Source organism: Hyphobacterium sp. (assembly GCF_965229905.1).
In the GTDB taxonomy this organism is placed as follows: Bacteria; Pseudomonadota; Alphaproteobacteria; order Caulobacterales; family Maricaulaceae; genus Hyphobacterium.
Genome location: NZ_OZ245930.1, coordinates 1797456 through 1812877, shown reverse-complemented (window position 1 = coordinate 1812877; position 15422 = coordinate 1797456). Strand labels below are relative to the sequence as shown.

At 59.4% G+C, this 15422-nt stretch carries 12 protein-coding genes; 7 read left to right on the top strand and 5 right to left on the bottom strand.

From position 1 onward, the window contains the following. Positions 1-75: 75 nt before the first annotated feature. Positions 76-1821: a pyridoxal phosphate-dependent decarboxylase family protein gene (locus tag ACO08C_RS09165; RefSeq protein ID WP_421785076.1), complete on the bottom strand. Its 1746-nt coding sequence runs from the start codon at positions 1819-1821 to the stop codon at positions 76-78. A 21-nt stretch (positions 1822-1842) separates the two neighbouring features. After that, positions 1843-3018, bottom strand: coding sequence for a 5-demethoxyubiquinol-8 5-hydroxylase UbiM (gene ubiM, locus ACO08C_RS09160; protein ID WP_421785075.1), 1176 nt, complete (start codon positions 3016-3018; stop codon positions 1843-1845). A 128-nt stretch (positions 3019-3146) separates the two neighbouring features. Here ubiM and hemN point away from each other — a divergent pair, with 128 nt between their 5' ends. After that, entirely contained in the window at positions 3147-4469 is a 1323-nt protein-coding gene (gene hemN, locus ACO08C_RS09155; RefSeq protein WP_421785074.1) for an oxygen-independent coproporphyrinogen III oxidase, read from the top strand. A gap of 1077 nt (positions 4470-5546) precedes the next feature. Here hemN and ACO08C_RS09150 read toward each other — a convergent pair. The 3 genes from ACO08C_RS09150 to ACO08C_RS09140 all read right to left on the bottom strand — a co-directional run bounded on the left by ACO08C_RS09150 (position 5547) and on the right by ACO08C_RS09140 (position 8180). Beyond that, entirely contained in the window at positions 5547-6056 is a 510-nt protein-coding gene (locus tag ACO08C_RS09150) for a hypothetical protein (RefSeq protein WP_421785073.1), read from the bottom strand. Further along, positions 6056-7342 (bottom strand): RHS repeat-associated core domain-containing protein, encoded by a 1287-nt coding sequence (locus tag ACO08C_RS09145; protein ID WP_421785071.1) that lies wholly within the window; start codon positions 7340-7342, stop codon positions 6056-6058. Before ACO08C_RS09145 ends, ACO08C_RS09150 begins: the two co-directional genes overlap by 1 nt. Positions 7343-7460: 118 nt before the next feature. Continuing rightward, positions 7461-8180 (bottom strand): DUF6544 family protein, encoded by a 720-nt coding sequence (locus ACO08C_RS09140; RefSeq protein WP_421785069.1) that lies wholly within the window; start codon positions 8178-8180, stop codon positions 7461-7463. 279 nt (positions 8181-8459) lie between these two features. On the opposite strand from ACO08C_RS09140, the gene ACO08C_RS09135 reads away from it, so the two are divergent. From ACO08C_RS09135 to ACO08C_RS09110, 6 genes are all read left to right on the top strand, one after another. Beyond that, positions 8460-9311: a CPBP family intramembrane glutamic endopeptidase gene (locus ACO08C_RS09135; RefSeq protein ID WP_421785067.1), complete on the top strand. Its 852-nt coding sequence runs from the start codon at positions 8460-8462 to the stop codon at positions 9309-9311. Then, positions 9308-10486, top strand: a complete 1179-nt coding sequence (locus tag ACO08C_RS09130) for a serine hydrolase domain-containing protein (protein WP_421785065.1) — start codon at positions 9308-9310, stop codon at positions 10484-10486. The genes ACO08C_RS09135 and ACO08C_RS09130 overlap by 4 nt, the downstream gene beginning before the upstream one ends. A gap of 80 nt (positions 10487-10566) precedes the next feature. Further along, on the top strand, positions 10567-11580 hold the full coding sequence (locus tag ACO08C_RS09125; protein ID WP_421785064.1) for an Acg family FMN-binding oxidoreductase: 1014 nt from the start codon (positions 10567-10569) through the stop codon (positions 11578-11580). A 7-nt stretch (positions 11581-11587) separates the two neighbouring features. Beyond that, positions 11588-13051 carry an amidohydrolase family protein gene (locus ACO08C_RS09120; protein ID WP_421785062.1) on the top strand — a complete coding sequence of 488 codons (1464 nt, stop codon included), beginning with the start codon at positions 11588-11590 and terminating at the stop codon, positions 13049-13051. Continuing rightward, positions 13038-14453: a hypothetical protein gene (locus ACO08C_RS09115; RefSeq protein WP_421785060.1), complete on the top strand. Its 1416-nt coding sequence runs from the start codon at positions 13038-13040 to the stop codon at positions 14451-14453. Before ACO08C_RS09120 ends, ACO08C_RS09115 begins: the two co-directional genes overlap by 14 nt. Continuing rightward, positions 14450-15400: an alpha/beta fold hydrolase gene (locus ACO08C_RS09110; RefSeq protein ID WP_421785058.1), complete on the top strand. Its 951-nt coding sequence runs from the start codon at positions 14450-14452 to the stop codon at positions 15398-15400. The genes ACO08C_RS09115 and ACO08C_RS09110 overlap by 4 nt, the downstream gene beginning before the upstream one ends. Positions 15401-15422: the final 22 nt, after the last annotated feature.

Here is a 15422-nt window from a genome sequence, read left to right as displayed (position 1 = left end):
AACTGCCGACGGGTCGCGTCATTGCGGCAGCTTGCCGCGCGGCGCCAAGACGCACGCTCTATGACTTGACATTTATCAATTTATGTGCGCTGTCAGCCGGGCGACAAAACGCGGCATCAGGAAGGATCGGACGGTTTCGTTGCGCCAGAAGGGGTTCATGAAGACGCAGCGAAGCAGAACCAGCGAATCCGTGTCCGGCCTACCGCCATAGTCAGCGAGATGCGCGTTAATGAGTTCGCTGTAGTTTTCAACCTTCAGAACGGTTTTCGATACTGAGAATTCGGGATCACCGGCGAATCCCTCGAACGCTTTGAGTGTCCGCGCGTTGGACTCGCTGAGATTTTCCCCGTCCTGCGCCAGCGAAAAGCAGAGGATGTTGCTGTCGGTTGGCGACAGCATGCGTGCCAGCGGAACCCCGTCGGCAAGCGCCGCGGCGAAATACCGGCAGCTCTCAATCGTGCCGGCCAGCATGTCGCCGAACCGGTCGGGATTGAATCCCAGCGTTTTGCCGGTCAACCAAACCGCGGCGGCTCCGGCACCACTGCGCGACCCTTCGAGCGTCATCATCCATCGATCATTTGTGGCAGCCCGGTCGATATAGGGCGCGGCAAACAGCGAATTGGCATAACATTCGGCATCCCGGGTCAGGAATGCGCCGCAGGCATAAGGCACATAACCGAGCTTGTGCGGGTCAAGCGTCACCGAATGGGCGCGGCGAATGCCGGCCAGAGCCCGCCGGCAATGATCGTCGAGTACATCGGCCGCGCTTCCGCCCAGCATGGAGCACAGGAATCCGCCCCACGCAGCATCAACATGGTGCCAGATATCGACACCCTCATCGCGCATCTCGTCAAGCAGATCGCAGACCTTGTCGACCGGATCGATTTCCCCGGCTTCTGTCGTGCCGGCCACGGTCACCACCAGCAGTACCGGACGCCCTTCGCTGCGCGCGCGCATGATCGCCGTTTTCAGAGCGGAGACACTCAAGCGCCCCTGCCCATCCAGCGCCACCGGCCAGAAGGCTTCTTCCCCGAGGCCGAACACATTGGCCGCTTTCAGCCAGGAAAAATGCTTGTTGCCGGGAACCAGCAAGACCGGTCCGCGCCACGGCCGGCCGGTCGCCTTGGCAATGCGCGCGGCGGCGTCGAACGGGTTTGCGACAACGGCACTGGCCTTGCGCAAAATGTCATCGCTCAGCCCATGATCGTCGATCAGCCTGCGATATCGCGCCCAGCCCATGTGCCCGCAGGCAAAGGCGTCCATCGCCTCGCCCGTCGTCTCTGCGATCGCCAGTCCCAGCGCCAGGAAATGATCCAGCCGATAGCGCGCGCGCCACACGCCTTCGAAATTCGCCAACGTGCCGCCGCACGTGAAATGTCCCTGCGCCGCGTCCGGGTCGAAGCCGATCATCCCGGCCAGCATGGCGATCGCCTCATCCTCGATGGCGCCGCTGACCCGCGCGACATCCCGCGACGTGTTGTTGGGATTGTGCAGCAGCGTTGCGAAATGGCCGAGCATGGCCGGGATTGAAAGCTCCGACACCATGTGGCCGATATAGCGCGGCGTGTATTTCGGGATCTCGCCCGTCAAACGCTCACAGAGCATCGCCACTTCCTGCGCAAGGCGCTCGCGCTCAGCCAGAAAGGAGGGCCCCATCCGCAATTCGTCCGGCAAGGGCGACGGATCTTCGGCGAACAGGCTTCGCCGCCAGTTGAACCATTGTTCCAGGATGGCCTGGAATTCGGCCCGCACCCAGGACGCGTTTTCGGATTTCGGTCCGAGAAAATAGGCGAACTCTTGGCGGTATTCGGATTGCGGCACCTCAGCCTCCCGCGACAATGGTTATGCTGCGTGACGGGTCAGCATTCCCGCAATCGCTGTGCGCGCAGGCCCGGCAGCTATGCCGGCCCGCAGCATTGCCTTTCGGGCGAAACGGGCGATCCGCGACTCGTCCGTATAGAGTTGAACAAGCTGCCGCGTGGCTTCGTAGAGCGGCCGGGTTCTGGCCCTGTGCTCCAGCTGATAGGCGTTGAGCAGGGCCGGCGAGCGGAAATCGCGGCCGTTTCTGGCAGCCTGACGGATGCGGCGCGACAGGGCGTGCGCCCCGGTCACACAGAAATTGTATCCGTGCGCTGTGACAGGGTGCATGCCGACGGCGGCATCGCCTACCAGCGCAAACCCATCGGCAACAAAGCGGTGGGAATACACGCCCACGAGCGGATAAGTGATGCGCTCGCTTGCAAGCTCCATGGCGCCGAAGCGACTTGCCAGCAGACGCTCGAGGTCCGCCGCGAAGTCGCCGCATGATTTCTCCTGCCATTCCGACATCTTATGCTGCGGCAATGTCAGGATGAACGAGGACAGGCCTGGTGAAAGCGGTAGCACCGCGATCGTCGCGCCATACAAGAAGCACTCCCAGGCCGTTCCGTGATGCGGCTTCTCATGCGTCATCCTGCAGACCAGCATCGTTTGCCCGAAATCATGCATCGACGCGGTGATGCCGGCCTGACGGCGAAGCTCGGAAAAACGGGTGTCGGCAGCGACCACAAGCGGAGCGGCAAGCTGCGCGCCGCTATCAAGCGTTACGATGGAATGTTGGCAGCCCGGCATTACCGAGACCGCTTTATGCCCCTCAATCAGTGTGACGTCCTTGATCTCCGAGGCGGTCTCATAGGCCGCTTTTTGAATCAGGTGATTGGAGACCAATCGTCCCAATGGACGGTTGATGAAGGGCGGCCGCTTGAAGTTGAGCTCCGCGATCGTGCCGCCGTCGATGACCTTCGAGGCATTGATAGCGAACCTCTCGCACTCCGGCACATGCGGCCAGATTCCAAACTCGGAAAGGATATCCACGGTTCGCTGCGACAAAGCGATCTCGCGCCCATCGAAGCCCGGCGAGATGAGTTGCTCGTGGCTTTTGAGGTCGATTATGCCGACCTTCAGCCCGGAACCGCGAAGCCCGCTGGCGAAGGTGCATCCGGCGGGACCGGCGCCAGCAATGAGAACATCAAAATCCATGGATCCATTCCTTTCGGCACAGGAAACGCTGCGGCACTGTGACACCTTCATACGCCGAATTACTTTGATAATTGTCAAGCGACACAAGCGCGCACCCGAGGAACCGAATGCCGAGCCCGGAAACCCGATTGAAATACGCGGTCCAGAACACGCCGCGATACACCAGCTATCCCACCGCGCCGCATTTCCATGCCGGCATTTCGGCCGCCCAATTCGGTCAATGGCTCGGCCTTCTGGATCGCCACGCGGCGGGCTCACTCTACATCCATATCCCCTACTGCCGGGAGATGTGCTGGTATTGCGGTTGCTCGACCCGCGCCACGCGGCGCGCCGAGCCTGTAGCGGCCTATCTTGAAAGCCTGCTTCGCGAAATCGACCTGGTCGCCGCCACGGCCGCGCACCGGCTGCGCATTCAACACGTGCATTTCGGCGGCGGAACGCCGACCATCCTGTCGGGCCGCCAGATGTCGGAATTGATGGCCAGGTTGCGACAGCATTTCGACATCGCGACCGATGCCGAAATCGCCATCGAGATAGATCCGCGTGTCTTTGACGAGGCGCTGGCCCGGCAGCTGGCGGCTATCGGCATCAATCGCGCCAGCCTCGGCGTTCAGACTTTCGATCCCGGCGTTCAGGCCAACATCAACCGCCGGCAGCCATACGACACGGTTGCGGCCTGCGTCGAGACTCTGCGGACCCACGGACTCAATCGGATCAGCTTTGACCTGCTCTATGGCCTGCCCGGCCAAACACGCGAGATCTGCACCGATACCGTGCAACAGGCCCTGCGCCTCGGGCCCGACCGTCTCTCGGTGTTCGGATATGCGCACGTCCCTCATATCCGGCGCCATCAGAAGCTGATTGATGATGGCCGGCTGCCGGATGCTCGCGCCCGGCTCGGGCAGGCAATGGTCATCGCCGACGCACTGATCCATGCCGGCTATGTCGCCATCGGGATCGACCATTATGCGAAAGCCGAAGACAGCCTGGCGCGGCTGGCAAGCGAAGGCGGAATGCGCCGGAATTTCCAGGGCTATACAACCGACAGATCCGACTTTCTCATCGGGCTGGGCGCTTCAGCGATCAGCCGGCTGCCGCAAGGCTATGCTCAGAATTCAGCCGATGTGCGAGCCTGGACTCGCGAGATCCGGGCGGGAAATCCCGCTATCTGCCGCGGTATTGAATTGTCCCGCGATGACCGCATCCGCGGCGCCATTATCGAGCGCCTGATGTGCCATTTGACCGTCGATACAGCGGCCGTCTCGGAGCATTACGGGGTTCATTTTGACGTGCCGGACCTCGCCGACCTGGAAGCCGAAGGCCTGGTCCAGAAGGACGCGACGAGAATCACCATCCCCGAGGATTGTCGCATGCTGGCGCGGATCGTCGCGGCCCGGTTTGACGCGCATCTCCACAATTCGACCGGCGCCCGACACTCGGCAAGCGTATGAATCCCATGAAATGATGAACGCCGCGCCGGCGCGCCCAGGCCGCCAGTATGTAGCAGGCTCATAATTCAGGGTACGGGCTTATTGCGCCCAATTAAAAAACATGGCGATTGCAAACGCCCATGCTGATCCAATGATTAATCCGAACCCAACCTCGTAGCTGATCACGTCCGCAAAGCGAAGCACAGCGGCCACTAATCCAATCACTATACATGTGACTTTTATCCAGGTTTTCATTTTCTCTGCTTGTACAAAAAGCTGACTGGCCGCTTAACTCTCATTTCGTCTCAGGCATGCCCTCTCTGCCGCTTGTGCACCAGCGACAATGCCATTGCTTTCGCACTCCCAGCCACTGAAACTTAAAAGCAGATTGGGGCCGATGGCCATCGATTTCAGGGTTGGGCCAAAGCGCCGCTACCGGGATTCATGTCGACGTAAACCATCAACTGCTCACCGGCCTTCCAGCAGATAACAACCATATATCGATCGATCGAGCTCGACGACAATTCTTGGCGCCATAGCTTCCCCCAACTGGAACTGAGCGTCATTCGCTCTTCACCGACAACGTATTCATCGAGTTCGATCGATTGCGCAGCTAGCGTGCGGCATTGAGAACGAAATCGCTCATCTACAATCACAATTTCAGCGGCCTCAGGATAGGCAGGGGGCAAAGCGTCGAACTAAATACTCCAATTCTCTATTGCCCTGTTCGAAAGGGATTTCTAGACGCGGGACCAAATGGCCCGTTCGGCACCTGTTGGCGGCCCGGCAGGAGAAGGTATATTACGCCATTTTGTATCTCTGTGACGCCGTCATCGGGCCATCTAATTAAACCGATAAGGTTTGGATCTGCATTTGCTTGCGGCTGTAAAGAAGTACAGGCGGATTCGCTATCCTGACACCACTGTCGATGGGCTTCCTGCGGCACGCCGCCGGGGCCATTAGATATGCAGTCGTATGCCCGCGATCTTCGCGTTAACACACCGTTGTCATTTGCAGGGGTCCAGGGCGTGCTATCGCTACCGCCGGGTTTCCTCTGACGGCATCCTCACAATAAACGAGGGAGCCAAGAGTCTCAGATCAGCTTCCGCATTGATCTGGCCCCTCTCTCGATTCAGAATTAGCGCGAACAGTCGAAAATTCAGCTAATGAAACCAGAATTTCTTGCGAAAATTGAAATTGATTGTCATGCGCTTCATAAGACAGAAAACTGATCTTTACCTCGTCTGGGAACAATGTGAAGTTAGTCATGGATAAAACAACCCTTTGACTATGATCTCTCACTATTGCATGAATTGGCGCTTCATCAGGAATCAGCGCCGGATTTGCGTCTATATTTAGCAGATTTGACCTCGCCTCATCGCCCCGATCCTCGTAACTGTAACCAAATCGCGCGGCGGCCTCTGAGACAATCAATGCAACACCTTGAACTTTATCTGCACTGTCGGCGCATACAAAATAAGTTTCTTGATCAGGCTGCGGTGCCACGCCACAGCCTGTTAAAAAAGCGAAGAAAAAAAATATCGCCGAAGTGCCCGAGCGTTTGCGAAAATCTAGCCTAATTCTACTAAGCACTGATCGATCAACCATTACGGTGTGCCACCATTTCTCACTCTACAGTATTCGGCTACGGAAAACGCCATTCCACCAAAATAGGCCGTTCCAACCAAACTATTGACTAGGGGCATCCTACCTGTGCCGGTACCGGTGATATTAATGTTAGAATACCTTCCCCCGAGGTCTTGTACCGATATGTTAACATCTCCGGGGTGAAACGTGTGACCGGGCAGGGTAACGTTCGTAATTGTTCGATTGCTAACATCCACTGTTTGTTCAACCGGATTACCCCCTGTCAGCACGAGATAATGCGTCCCCGCTTCAGCGCGAGGTGCTCCCGGTGCCGAGTTGCCCGGTGCTCTGATAATACTAAACGTCGTTGACGCGCTACATTCGGTCACGACGTTGATTTCATATCTATGGGGACTTCCCTCTCCGTCTCCCGGCACATCTTCATTAGGGTCATTTGGCCGCTCCCGACTGCCGAGCCAGCCCGAACCAAATATTCCCTGACCGCCGAAGTACCCGCAAATGAAACATACAACACGATTACCTGTTGTAACTGTGCCGGGTTCCCGACAATGCGATTGGTCTGGAACTTCATCGCAACGGCGTGTTCTTCTCAGCCCCCAAGGATCCACGAAATTGATCGGATCCCCGCCGACATAGGCGTAGAGGTTTATTCCGCCCGCCTGACCAATCGGATCGGTCTGCAAGAATCGCCCGAGCGCGGCGCCATAAGCCCGGTTGCGATTGTGCGTCAGGCTGTTATCGCCCAGACGGACCTGCCCCGTATAGCCATAGAGACCCGAATTGCCTGTGCCTTCGACGCCGTATTCGTCATAAGTGTTGATATAGGCCCGCGCCCCGGACGTGTTGGTCGCCGCAATCACCGAGCCGCGTTCGTCCGTGAGATAGAATTCTTGCGTGGTATTGCCAGTGCCCGACAAACGCAGCGCGGGTGCGCCCAGGCCGCCGGCATGCACGTAGCGATAGGCGATCGCATCGCTGGCATTGCGTTCGATCGTGATGTTGGTGCCGTCATAGGTGAACTGCCGCGCCGTAGTCAGGGTGTCGAGATTGCCGTCGGCGCCATAGGTGAGGTCCGTTCCTGCGGGCGTTTCCGTCAGACGGTGCCGGTCGTCATAGGCATAGTCATCCGTCGTGCCGATATCGGTCAGATTGCCGTCCGTATCGTAGGTGAAATTGTCGCCGCTGAGGATGTAATCGATCTGATTGAGCCCGTTAATGTCGTAATTGATGGTTCCGGCGGAACGCTGTGAATAGCGATAAAGGCTGTTATCCAGCTGACGCGTCACGATCTGTCCGGCCGGATTCCAGGTGTAGCTGAACGTAATGTCGTCGCCGGTACTGCCAGACGATACAAATCTGGCTGGTCCACGGCGATTGCGGTGGCATCCAGCATGGCCATCGGTCTCATGGCTCGGGAAATCGGACCCCGATCACCTTGGCTTTGAAAAAGGGGAAGTAGTCTTCAGTGCCAAATTGGTTCCCCGCAATAACGGTGGTTGGCAGGTGGTATCCTTCAAACGATTTGAAATCAGACAGGTCGCCGCCGAAGGGTTGCAAGCGATGGATGCGTTCCGGGTTCTCATTGCTCCATCGCTGGAAGATAACGCGTAAAGGTCTGCCGTCGCGGTCCAGGTGAAGGTCAACGGCCTGCCGGAAGTCGCCATAAGCTGCGACCACGCGGGCGCTGTCGCGTCCAAGCTTCTCCCATGAGACATGCCCGCTTGGAAGCATGCTGGCCGGTGACCAGAAAAGGCCATCCGCAATCAAACGGCCAAAAGACGACCGGCGGTGATCGTCGCCTCCGGCGTGAACGAGTGGAACGAGGTTGAAGAGCCAGAAGCGGGTCCATGAGGTGTCGGGCAGTGCGCCGTCCGAACCGCTCACCCCGTTCCACTTCAGCGACCAAACAAATCCATAGGGCGCGGCGATAAGCTGGCGTGCGCGCATCGGCCGATAGTTCGGCTTTGCCTTGGACCCGAGACTGAGCTCGCCCTCCATTTCGATTTCGACAACGCGGCGCAGCCTTGTCCCTTCTTCAATGGTGAAGTTGAAGAAGCGCTGCGCGGGTTCGGGCAGCGCCGCGACCAGCTTTGGGTCATAGGATGCCGCATCGGGAGCGCCCAATGCGACGAGCCTTTTTCTAGCCCGCGTGTCCGCCTTGGCATCGCTCCCCCGCCATAAAAGGAGGGACATGAGCGCGAGTCCCGCAAGGATTAGAAGCGGCCAAACCCACACCATGTTGCCTGCACTCCCGCGTTTTGGGCTGGCATTGGTCTTAACATGCGCGCGTATCCAGCAAAACCGGCTCCATCAAACTCAATCGACCGTTAGGTTTCGATTTGAATGGCCGCTTCCTAGAAAAGCAGTAGGCTGTTGGAGGATGTTGGTCGGAAGGTGGTGGAAATGGCTCAACGGGCGGTTCATTGGGGCACAGCTGAGATCGGCTCCGGTCAACTCATACCCTTCATCGCAATCGCGTTCAGCCTGGCCTGGGGCATCTTCGCAATCTTCATTTTTGCGCCTGGTTGGGCCGGGGAGGCTTTTGGGCAGCTGAGCGGCTCGCATCCGTTTTTCATATTGGCAGTGTATGCGCCGGCGATCGCGGCGCTCTTGCTGGTTGGACTCAGGGCAGGGCTGTCGGGAATACGACGCTATCTCTCGCGCCTGTTATTGTGGCGGGCGTCGGCTTGGTGGTACGCGTTTCTGCTGCTCGGGTTTCCGGCCATTTCCTTTGCCGGCGCTTTGATCAAGGGAAACGCCGCGTCAGCGCCGCTGCTAACCGAGCCAATAGGCGCTTTGCTTCCGGCGATGGGCTTCATGCTGATTCTGGGCCCAATGGAGGAGATCGGTTGGCGCGGCTTCGCCTTGCCGGTCTTACAGAGGCGTTTGGCGCCGTTCTGGGCGGGGCTTGTGCTTGGAGTGATTTGGGCGGTCTGGCATTTGCCGGCCTTCGTGCTCAGCGGCACGCCGCAGGCCGCCTGGGGATTTCTGCCCTTTTTTGCAGGTTCGGTCGCTTGCAGCGTCATCCTGACCGCATTCTTCAACAATGCGCGCGGCAGCATTCTTCTGGCCATGCTGTTCCATTTCCAGATGAACAACCCGCTTTGGCCCGACGCCCAGCCTTTTGACATGTATCTCTACGTGGCGGCCGCCGCATTCATCGTCTGGATCAATAAGCGCGCGCTGTTCAACAGGGCATCGGCCGTCACCGAGGTGATTCCGTCCGCGCCTGAACGTGTTCAGGCGGCGTCATGACGTTCAGCCGACACGCGATGCTGACGCTGCAGGCGTCTTTGTTGGCCGCCAGCATTGGCGCGTGTCAAAGTTCCACGTCCATCGAGACGCCTGATGCCCGTTTGTCTCACGAAGCGGCAGCGATCTTGGAGGACTACGCCCTGCCGGGCATGACGGTCGCCATCGCAAGTCCCGACGGCGTCGCGACGGTAGCCTCGGGCCTTGCCAATCGCGAGACAAATGAGCCGATGTCGCCGAACACCACGATGCTCGCCGCGAGCATCGGCAAGACCTTCGTCGCCGCAACCCTGCTCCAGCTGGCCGATGAGGGGCGGGTTGGGCTCGATGACCCGATCCAAGCCTGGCTTGGCGATCGCGACTGGTTCCAGCGCTTGCCGAACGGCGAGCGGACGACCATCCGCCATTTGCTGCAACATCGATCCGGGCTGCCGGACCATATCCATCTGGAGTCATTTGCCGCGCTCTGGCTGAATCAGGCGGATACGATATCGCCGGAGGTCCTGATTGCGTTAGCCTTCGACACCGAGGCGCTGTTCGCGCCGGGCGAAAGCTGGGCCTACACCGATACCGGATATCTGCTGCTCGGCCTCATCATCGAAAAGGCAAGCGGGAGACCCTACGAGGAAAGCGTGGACGAGCGCTTCATCGCGCCGTTGGGCCTCATCGACACGGGGCCGTCGGACAGGCGGCGCCTGCCCCGCCTCGCGCGCGGCTATGTCTCGAGCGAATCCGCGCTCGGACTGCCTGAGGTTACAACCGATGAAGACGGCGCGATGGTCTGGAACCCGGCCATCGAATGGACCGGCGGCGGCCTCTTCTCGACCTCTCGTGACCTTGCAATCTGGGGGCGGGCGTTTCTTTCGGGCGATCTCGTTTCGGGTACGCTTTATTCAGCGGCGACCAGCGGCCTTCCTGCATCGGAAACCGATCCGCTTTCGTTGTATGGACTGGGAATAGCGATCCGCGCCGACAGCGAGTTCGGACCGGTCTATGGCCATCGCGGATGGATCCCAGGCTACGTGTCGAGCCTCCAATACTATCCGGTCTATGATGTCGCGATCGCATTCCAGATTAATACCGATATCGGCATTGCCGATGTTGAGCGGCCGGTAATACTGGAGATTGAGCGGAGACTGGCACGGGTGCTGCTCGCGGGGAGAGGTGATGACTCATGAAATGGACAAGAAGAGAAATGCTTATGACGGGCGGCGGCGCGACCGCGACTTTGATGCTCAGCAGCTGCGGAGGCGGTGAAATGAACACCTATGATGAAGCCGTACAAACCTTGCGCGCACCTTTGCCAACCGAACCCTCGCTTCGGGATTTCGTTCGGTTTGCGACCCTGGCGCCGAACTCCCACAATACGCAGCCTTGGACGTTCGGGTTGGGCAACAATCATGTCGAAATTCGGCCGGACCTCAGCCGCCGCACGCCAGCCGCCGATCCAGATGATCATCATGTGGTCGTCACGCTCGGTTGCGCAGCCGAAAGCCTGCTGCTCGCGGCACGGTCTGCCGGTCGCTCCGGCGAGGTCGCCATTGAAGGTCAAAGCCCAGACGAGACTGTGGTCAGGGTGTTTCTCGGGGATGGAGCGGTAAGTGAGGTCGAACTCGCCAACGCCATTTTGACGCGCCAATCGACCCGGTCGGAGTATGACGGGCAAGCGTTGTCCTCTGACGAATTGCGATTGCTCGAAACCGCAGCCACCCAGCCTGGTGTAGAGGTCTTGTTCATCACCGAGCGTCCCCGAATGGAAGATGCGATCGAATTCGTAATCGCTGGAAATAGCGCACAGATGGATGATCCGGCTTGGGTACAAGAGCTCAAAGACTGGCTCCGGTTCAATGCTCGGGCCGCCTTGCAGACAAGAGACGGTTTATTCTCGAAGTGTTCCGGCAATCCGACGATGCCGGATTGGATCAGCGGTTTCATGTTCGACCGCGTGTTCAAGAAGAATACCGAAAACGACAAATACGCCAGGCAAATCCGGTCGTCCTCGGGAATCGCGGTCTTTATCGCCGAGGAGGAAAGTCCGCGCGGTTGGGTCGATGTCGGCCGCTGCTTTAATCGTTTTGCGCTGCAGGCAACAACGATGGGTATCCGTCACGGCCATGTGAACATGCCGATCGAAGTCGTTGACCTCCGGCCGGAATTCGCCAGCTGGCTTGGTATTCCCGGGAGGCGTCCAGACCTGGTCATCCGTTTTGGCAAGGCGCCACTTTTGCCCATGTCGATACGCCGCCCGATCGACGATGTCATCATTGCATGAGGGTGAAATGGTCAAACCGCTTTGCGCATGCCTCGCACTGATATCCCTCACGCTGATCACCGCTTGCCAGCCTCAGCCTGCCGTCGATCCTTCATTGCTTCTGGTCAGCAATGTGTCGGTCGTGGATGTTGAGGCGGGGGCCGTTGCGCCGGGTCAGGATGTGTTTCTCCGCGACGGACGGATCGCATGGGTGGGCCGCGCGGGCACCTCGGAATTGCCGGAGCCGGGCCGCAGCTTCGCAGGCGATGACTTGTTCATTATTCCCGGCCTTTGGGATTCCCATGTCCACGTCTTTTCCACGGAAGGCGAGCCGGACTTTGCGCTGCCGCTTTACATACTTCATGGTGTCACCAGCATTCGGGACATGGGCGCGCTCATTTCGTTAGATGATCAGCGCGAGGTAAACGAGCAAATCGAGACGGGTGCGCGGATCGGACCTCGGATCATAAACGCGGGCGCGATGATCGATGGACCGCCGGGATCCTGGCCAGGACAGATGGTGGCTTCAACACCCGAAGAAGGCCGCGCCCGGGTGCGCGAAGCTGCGGCACTCGGCTGGACGTCGATCAAGGCCTACTCGCTGCTCGATCCTGAAACCTATCGCGCAATTGCCGAGGAGGCCGACGCGCTTGAGTTGCCGCTGTATGGCCACGTGCCGGAAAGTGTGCTCCTCACCGGCGCCATTGCGGCGGGACACGATGTGATTGAGCATTTCGGCCGCGTTACCAAGGCATGTTCCACCGAAGAACAGGCCATGATCGAAGGCGCGCGCGCCGCGCTTGCGTCAGACGATCCATTTCCGGCGCTTATGGCGGAGATGGCGACCCATGCCTTCACCACATTGGAGACCTGGGATGCGGAAATCTGCGACGGCGCCATCGCCGCTCTGGTAGAATCAGGGGTGGCGATCGCCCCGACTTTAATGGTCGCCGACTTCTATCTCGGCGACGACCCGGAGCCCGATGACCCACGCCTGCAGACGGTACCACAATCTGTAAGAGCGGCTTGGGGCGAGCCTGACTTCCGCCGCACAGCAATGACCGAGGATCTGTTGGCCATTGCGCCGGACGCCGTCCAGCAGGATCGCGATACGTTCAAGCGCGCCCATGACGCCGGCGTAATCATGCTCGCCTCCTCGGACGCCGCGTTTCTTAACCCATTCCTCTTCCATGGCGCGACATTGATCGACGAACTGGAACGCTACGTCCTTGTCGGCCTGACCCCCCGGGAAGCCTTGGCCACCGCGACGCTCAATCCGGCGCGGCTGTTCGGCGAGGAGAGCGAAACGGGCCGGGTGCGGCAAGGCCAGCGGGCGGACCTCGTCCTCCTGCGCGCCAATCCATTGGAGAACATTTCAGCCGTTCGCGAGCTCGAAGCGGTCATCGCCAATGGCCGCGTGTTTGACCGGGCTGCGCTTGACGATCTGGAGGCGACGCTTCGATTGCGTGCAAATTCCGATGCGTCCAATTAGCCGCGATCTCCAGTCGAAGGGCGCAGCGCTCTTGCGCCTGATAAGCCCCGTATTGTTCGCGGCCCTGCTGGCGGCGTGCGCGCAGACTTCAATCAGCCGCGATGCGGTCTCTTGGGCGACCAGTACGAGCACTGAAGACCGGGTCCGGATCGAAGGTCTGAAACCTCGGTTCGACCGGATGGAGGGTCCCGATGCGGTCATGCGAATCCTCGTGGTGAACGGCATGGGCACCGATGCGCACGGCTATTCCTTCGAGGTCCAACAACAGATTGCATTGCGCCTTGGCCAAAGCCGATGCAGCGATGACCGGCTCGTCAGGCTCGACGCGCCGGCGTTCGTGACCGGCTCGTCTGAAGGGCGCAGGCACGACTTTCCACCTTCGACATTGCGGGTGACGCAATGGGCAGATCCTGACGGCGCATCTCCGAGACTGGTTTTTTATGAGGTTCTCTGGACGCCTTATGCAGACGCCTTTACTGACGAGTTCTTGGCGCCCTTCGAGACCGATCTGGGCTTTCGGGCGAATCCGGAATGGACCACCTGCGGAGGAGAGCCGAGGCGTCCACCAGCCAGTGAGCGCCGGGTTGAAGGACGCGACCGGCCGCCGCGCGCGCTTCTCAATGCTCTCATGAAAGATGATGTCATGGTGGCCGGGCTGACAGATGCCGTCCTGTCGGTCGGTCCCCTCGGCGCGGCGGCCCGGGATGCCGTCCGACAGAGCATCTGCATCATGGCTTCCGAGGCACTTGAGGTTCCGCCGCGTCGAGAAGACTTGCCGAGATGCCAACTGACTCAAGAAACCTTGAACCGTTTCGGTGGAGCCGATGGCGTCGCCGCCCATCTCGACCGGCACACATTTGCGTTCCTGACCTATTCGCTCGGCAGCTTCGTGCTGCTCGACGCGCTGGATGAATTCCGGTTATGGCCGGGCGATCTCGGCCCGTTTGAGCTGACCTGTCGTCTGATGCCGCCGCTGCTTGATGACACGCCCGTCTACATGTTCTCCAATCAGGTTTCGCTGCTTTTGTCGGCGCACCCGCACTTCGGGTGTGATCCAGACGGCTCTTGCGATCTCTATGGCGAATTTGGAGGGCGTCAGATTCTTCTGACCGACCCCCGTGATCGCGGACAAATAAGCGATCTGCGCAACGCCTGCCGTGAGACGACGCAGCTTCAGATTGTCGCGTTCAATGACCCGAACGACATTATGGGCTATCGCGTGCCGGATTATTTGACCGATAGTCCGATGATTGAGCACGTTGTGAACGTTCAAGTCCGCAATCCTTCGTTCTGGATTCCTGGCCTGCTCGCCAACCCGGTCGGCGCCCATTCCAATCACGGCGACAACCCCGCGATCCTGGATTTCATTCTCCATGGCTGGAATTTGGATCCCGGATCATGACATTGAGTCGAATCGCCCTGATGACCGCCGCGACGCTGGCGGTTGGCATTTTGGGACTGTGGGCGCTCGCCTCACGTATGACAGAAGAGCGGATCGCGCAGCTGCGTGCCGAACGCTCGCTGGTCGAAACCCGCCACGGCATGCTCGAATATTCCGTATGGGGTGACGGTCCGCCGGTCTTGGTCGTGCATGGCGCTGGCGGGGGATTTGATCAGGGCCGCCTCCTGGCCGAAGCCATCGCGGGCGACGGGTTCACTTTCATTTCCGTTTCGAGATTCGGTTATCTCGGAAGCGACTTGCCGGAAGACGCGTCAACGCGCTCCCAGGCGGAAGCTTTCGTCGACCTGCTAGACCGGCTCGAACTCGATCAGGTTCACGTGCTCGCCATGTCGGGTGGCGTGCCTCCATCGCTCAAGTTTGCGGAGCTTTATCCCGAGCGTGCCGGCGGCATGGTTCTGCTATCGTCGGCTCCCTTCACACCCTTCAGTCCTGATGTGGAAAACAGGCCGCTCCCGACATGGGCGTATTCCGCGCTTATGGGAAACGATGTGGCTTACTGGATCCTGGCAAAAATCGCGCGGGGCTGGTTGCGCGAAGCATTTGACGCGAGATCTGACCTCATAGCGCACGCGTCGCCTGCAGAGAGGGATTTCGTCGAGCGGCTGATTGACGGCTTTCTTCCCGCATCCCGGCGGCTAAGCGGCGTGAACAATGAAAGCGCGGCTGTTGATCCCGAAATGACTTACGATCTTGGCGCCATTCAATCGCGTGTCCTGATCATCCATACTCGCGATGACCGGCTCAATCCGATCGCGGTTTCCGAGCGGCTGTCATCAGGGATTGGCAACAGTGAATTCATCGGATTCGAGACCGGCGGGCATCTTCTGCTGGGTCATCATGAGGAGGTCGAGGCGCGCTTGCAGGATGTGTTTGCGCGCCTTCGTTGAGTATCGTCTGTCAACCACATGT

What these genes read in the sequence shown, in the direction of transcription:
- ACO08C_RS09120 (WP_421785062.1), top strand. Translation starts at nt 11,588, where the DNA reads ATGGTCAAACCGCTTTGCGCATGCCTCGCACTGATATCCCTCACGCTG.
- ACO08C_RS09115 (WP_421785060.1), top strand. Translation starts at nt 13,038, where the DNA reads ATGCGTCCAATTAGCCGCGATCTCCAGTCGAAGGGCGCAGCGCTCTTG.
- ACO08C_RS09125 (WP_421785064.1), top strand. Translation starts at nt 10,567, where the DNA reads ATGAACACCTATGATGAAGCCGTACAAACCTTGCGCGCACCTTTGCCA.
- ACO08C_RS09110 (WP_421785058.1), top strand. Translation starts at nt 14,450, where the DNA reads ATGACATTGAGTCGAATCGCCCTGATGACCGCCGCGACGCTGGCGGTT.
- ACO08C_RS09130 (WP_421785065.1), top strand. Translation starts at nt 9,308, where the DNA reads ATGACGTTCAGCCGACACGCGATGCTGACGCTGCAGGCGTCTTTGTTG.
- ACO08C_RS09150 (WP_421785073.1), bottom strand. Translation starts at nt 6,056, where the DNA reads ATGGTTGATCGATCAGTGCTTAGTAGAATTAGGCTAGATTTTCGCAAA.
- ubiM (WP_421785075.1), bottom strand. Translation starts at nt 3,018, where the DNA reads ATGGATTTTGATGTTCTCATTGCTGGCGCCGGTCCCGCCGGATGCACC.
- ACO08C_RS09135 (WP_421785067.1), top strand. Translation starts at nt 8,460, where the DNA reads ATGGCTCAACGGGCGGTTCATTGGGGCACAGCTGAGATCGGCTCCGGT.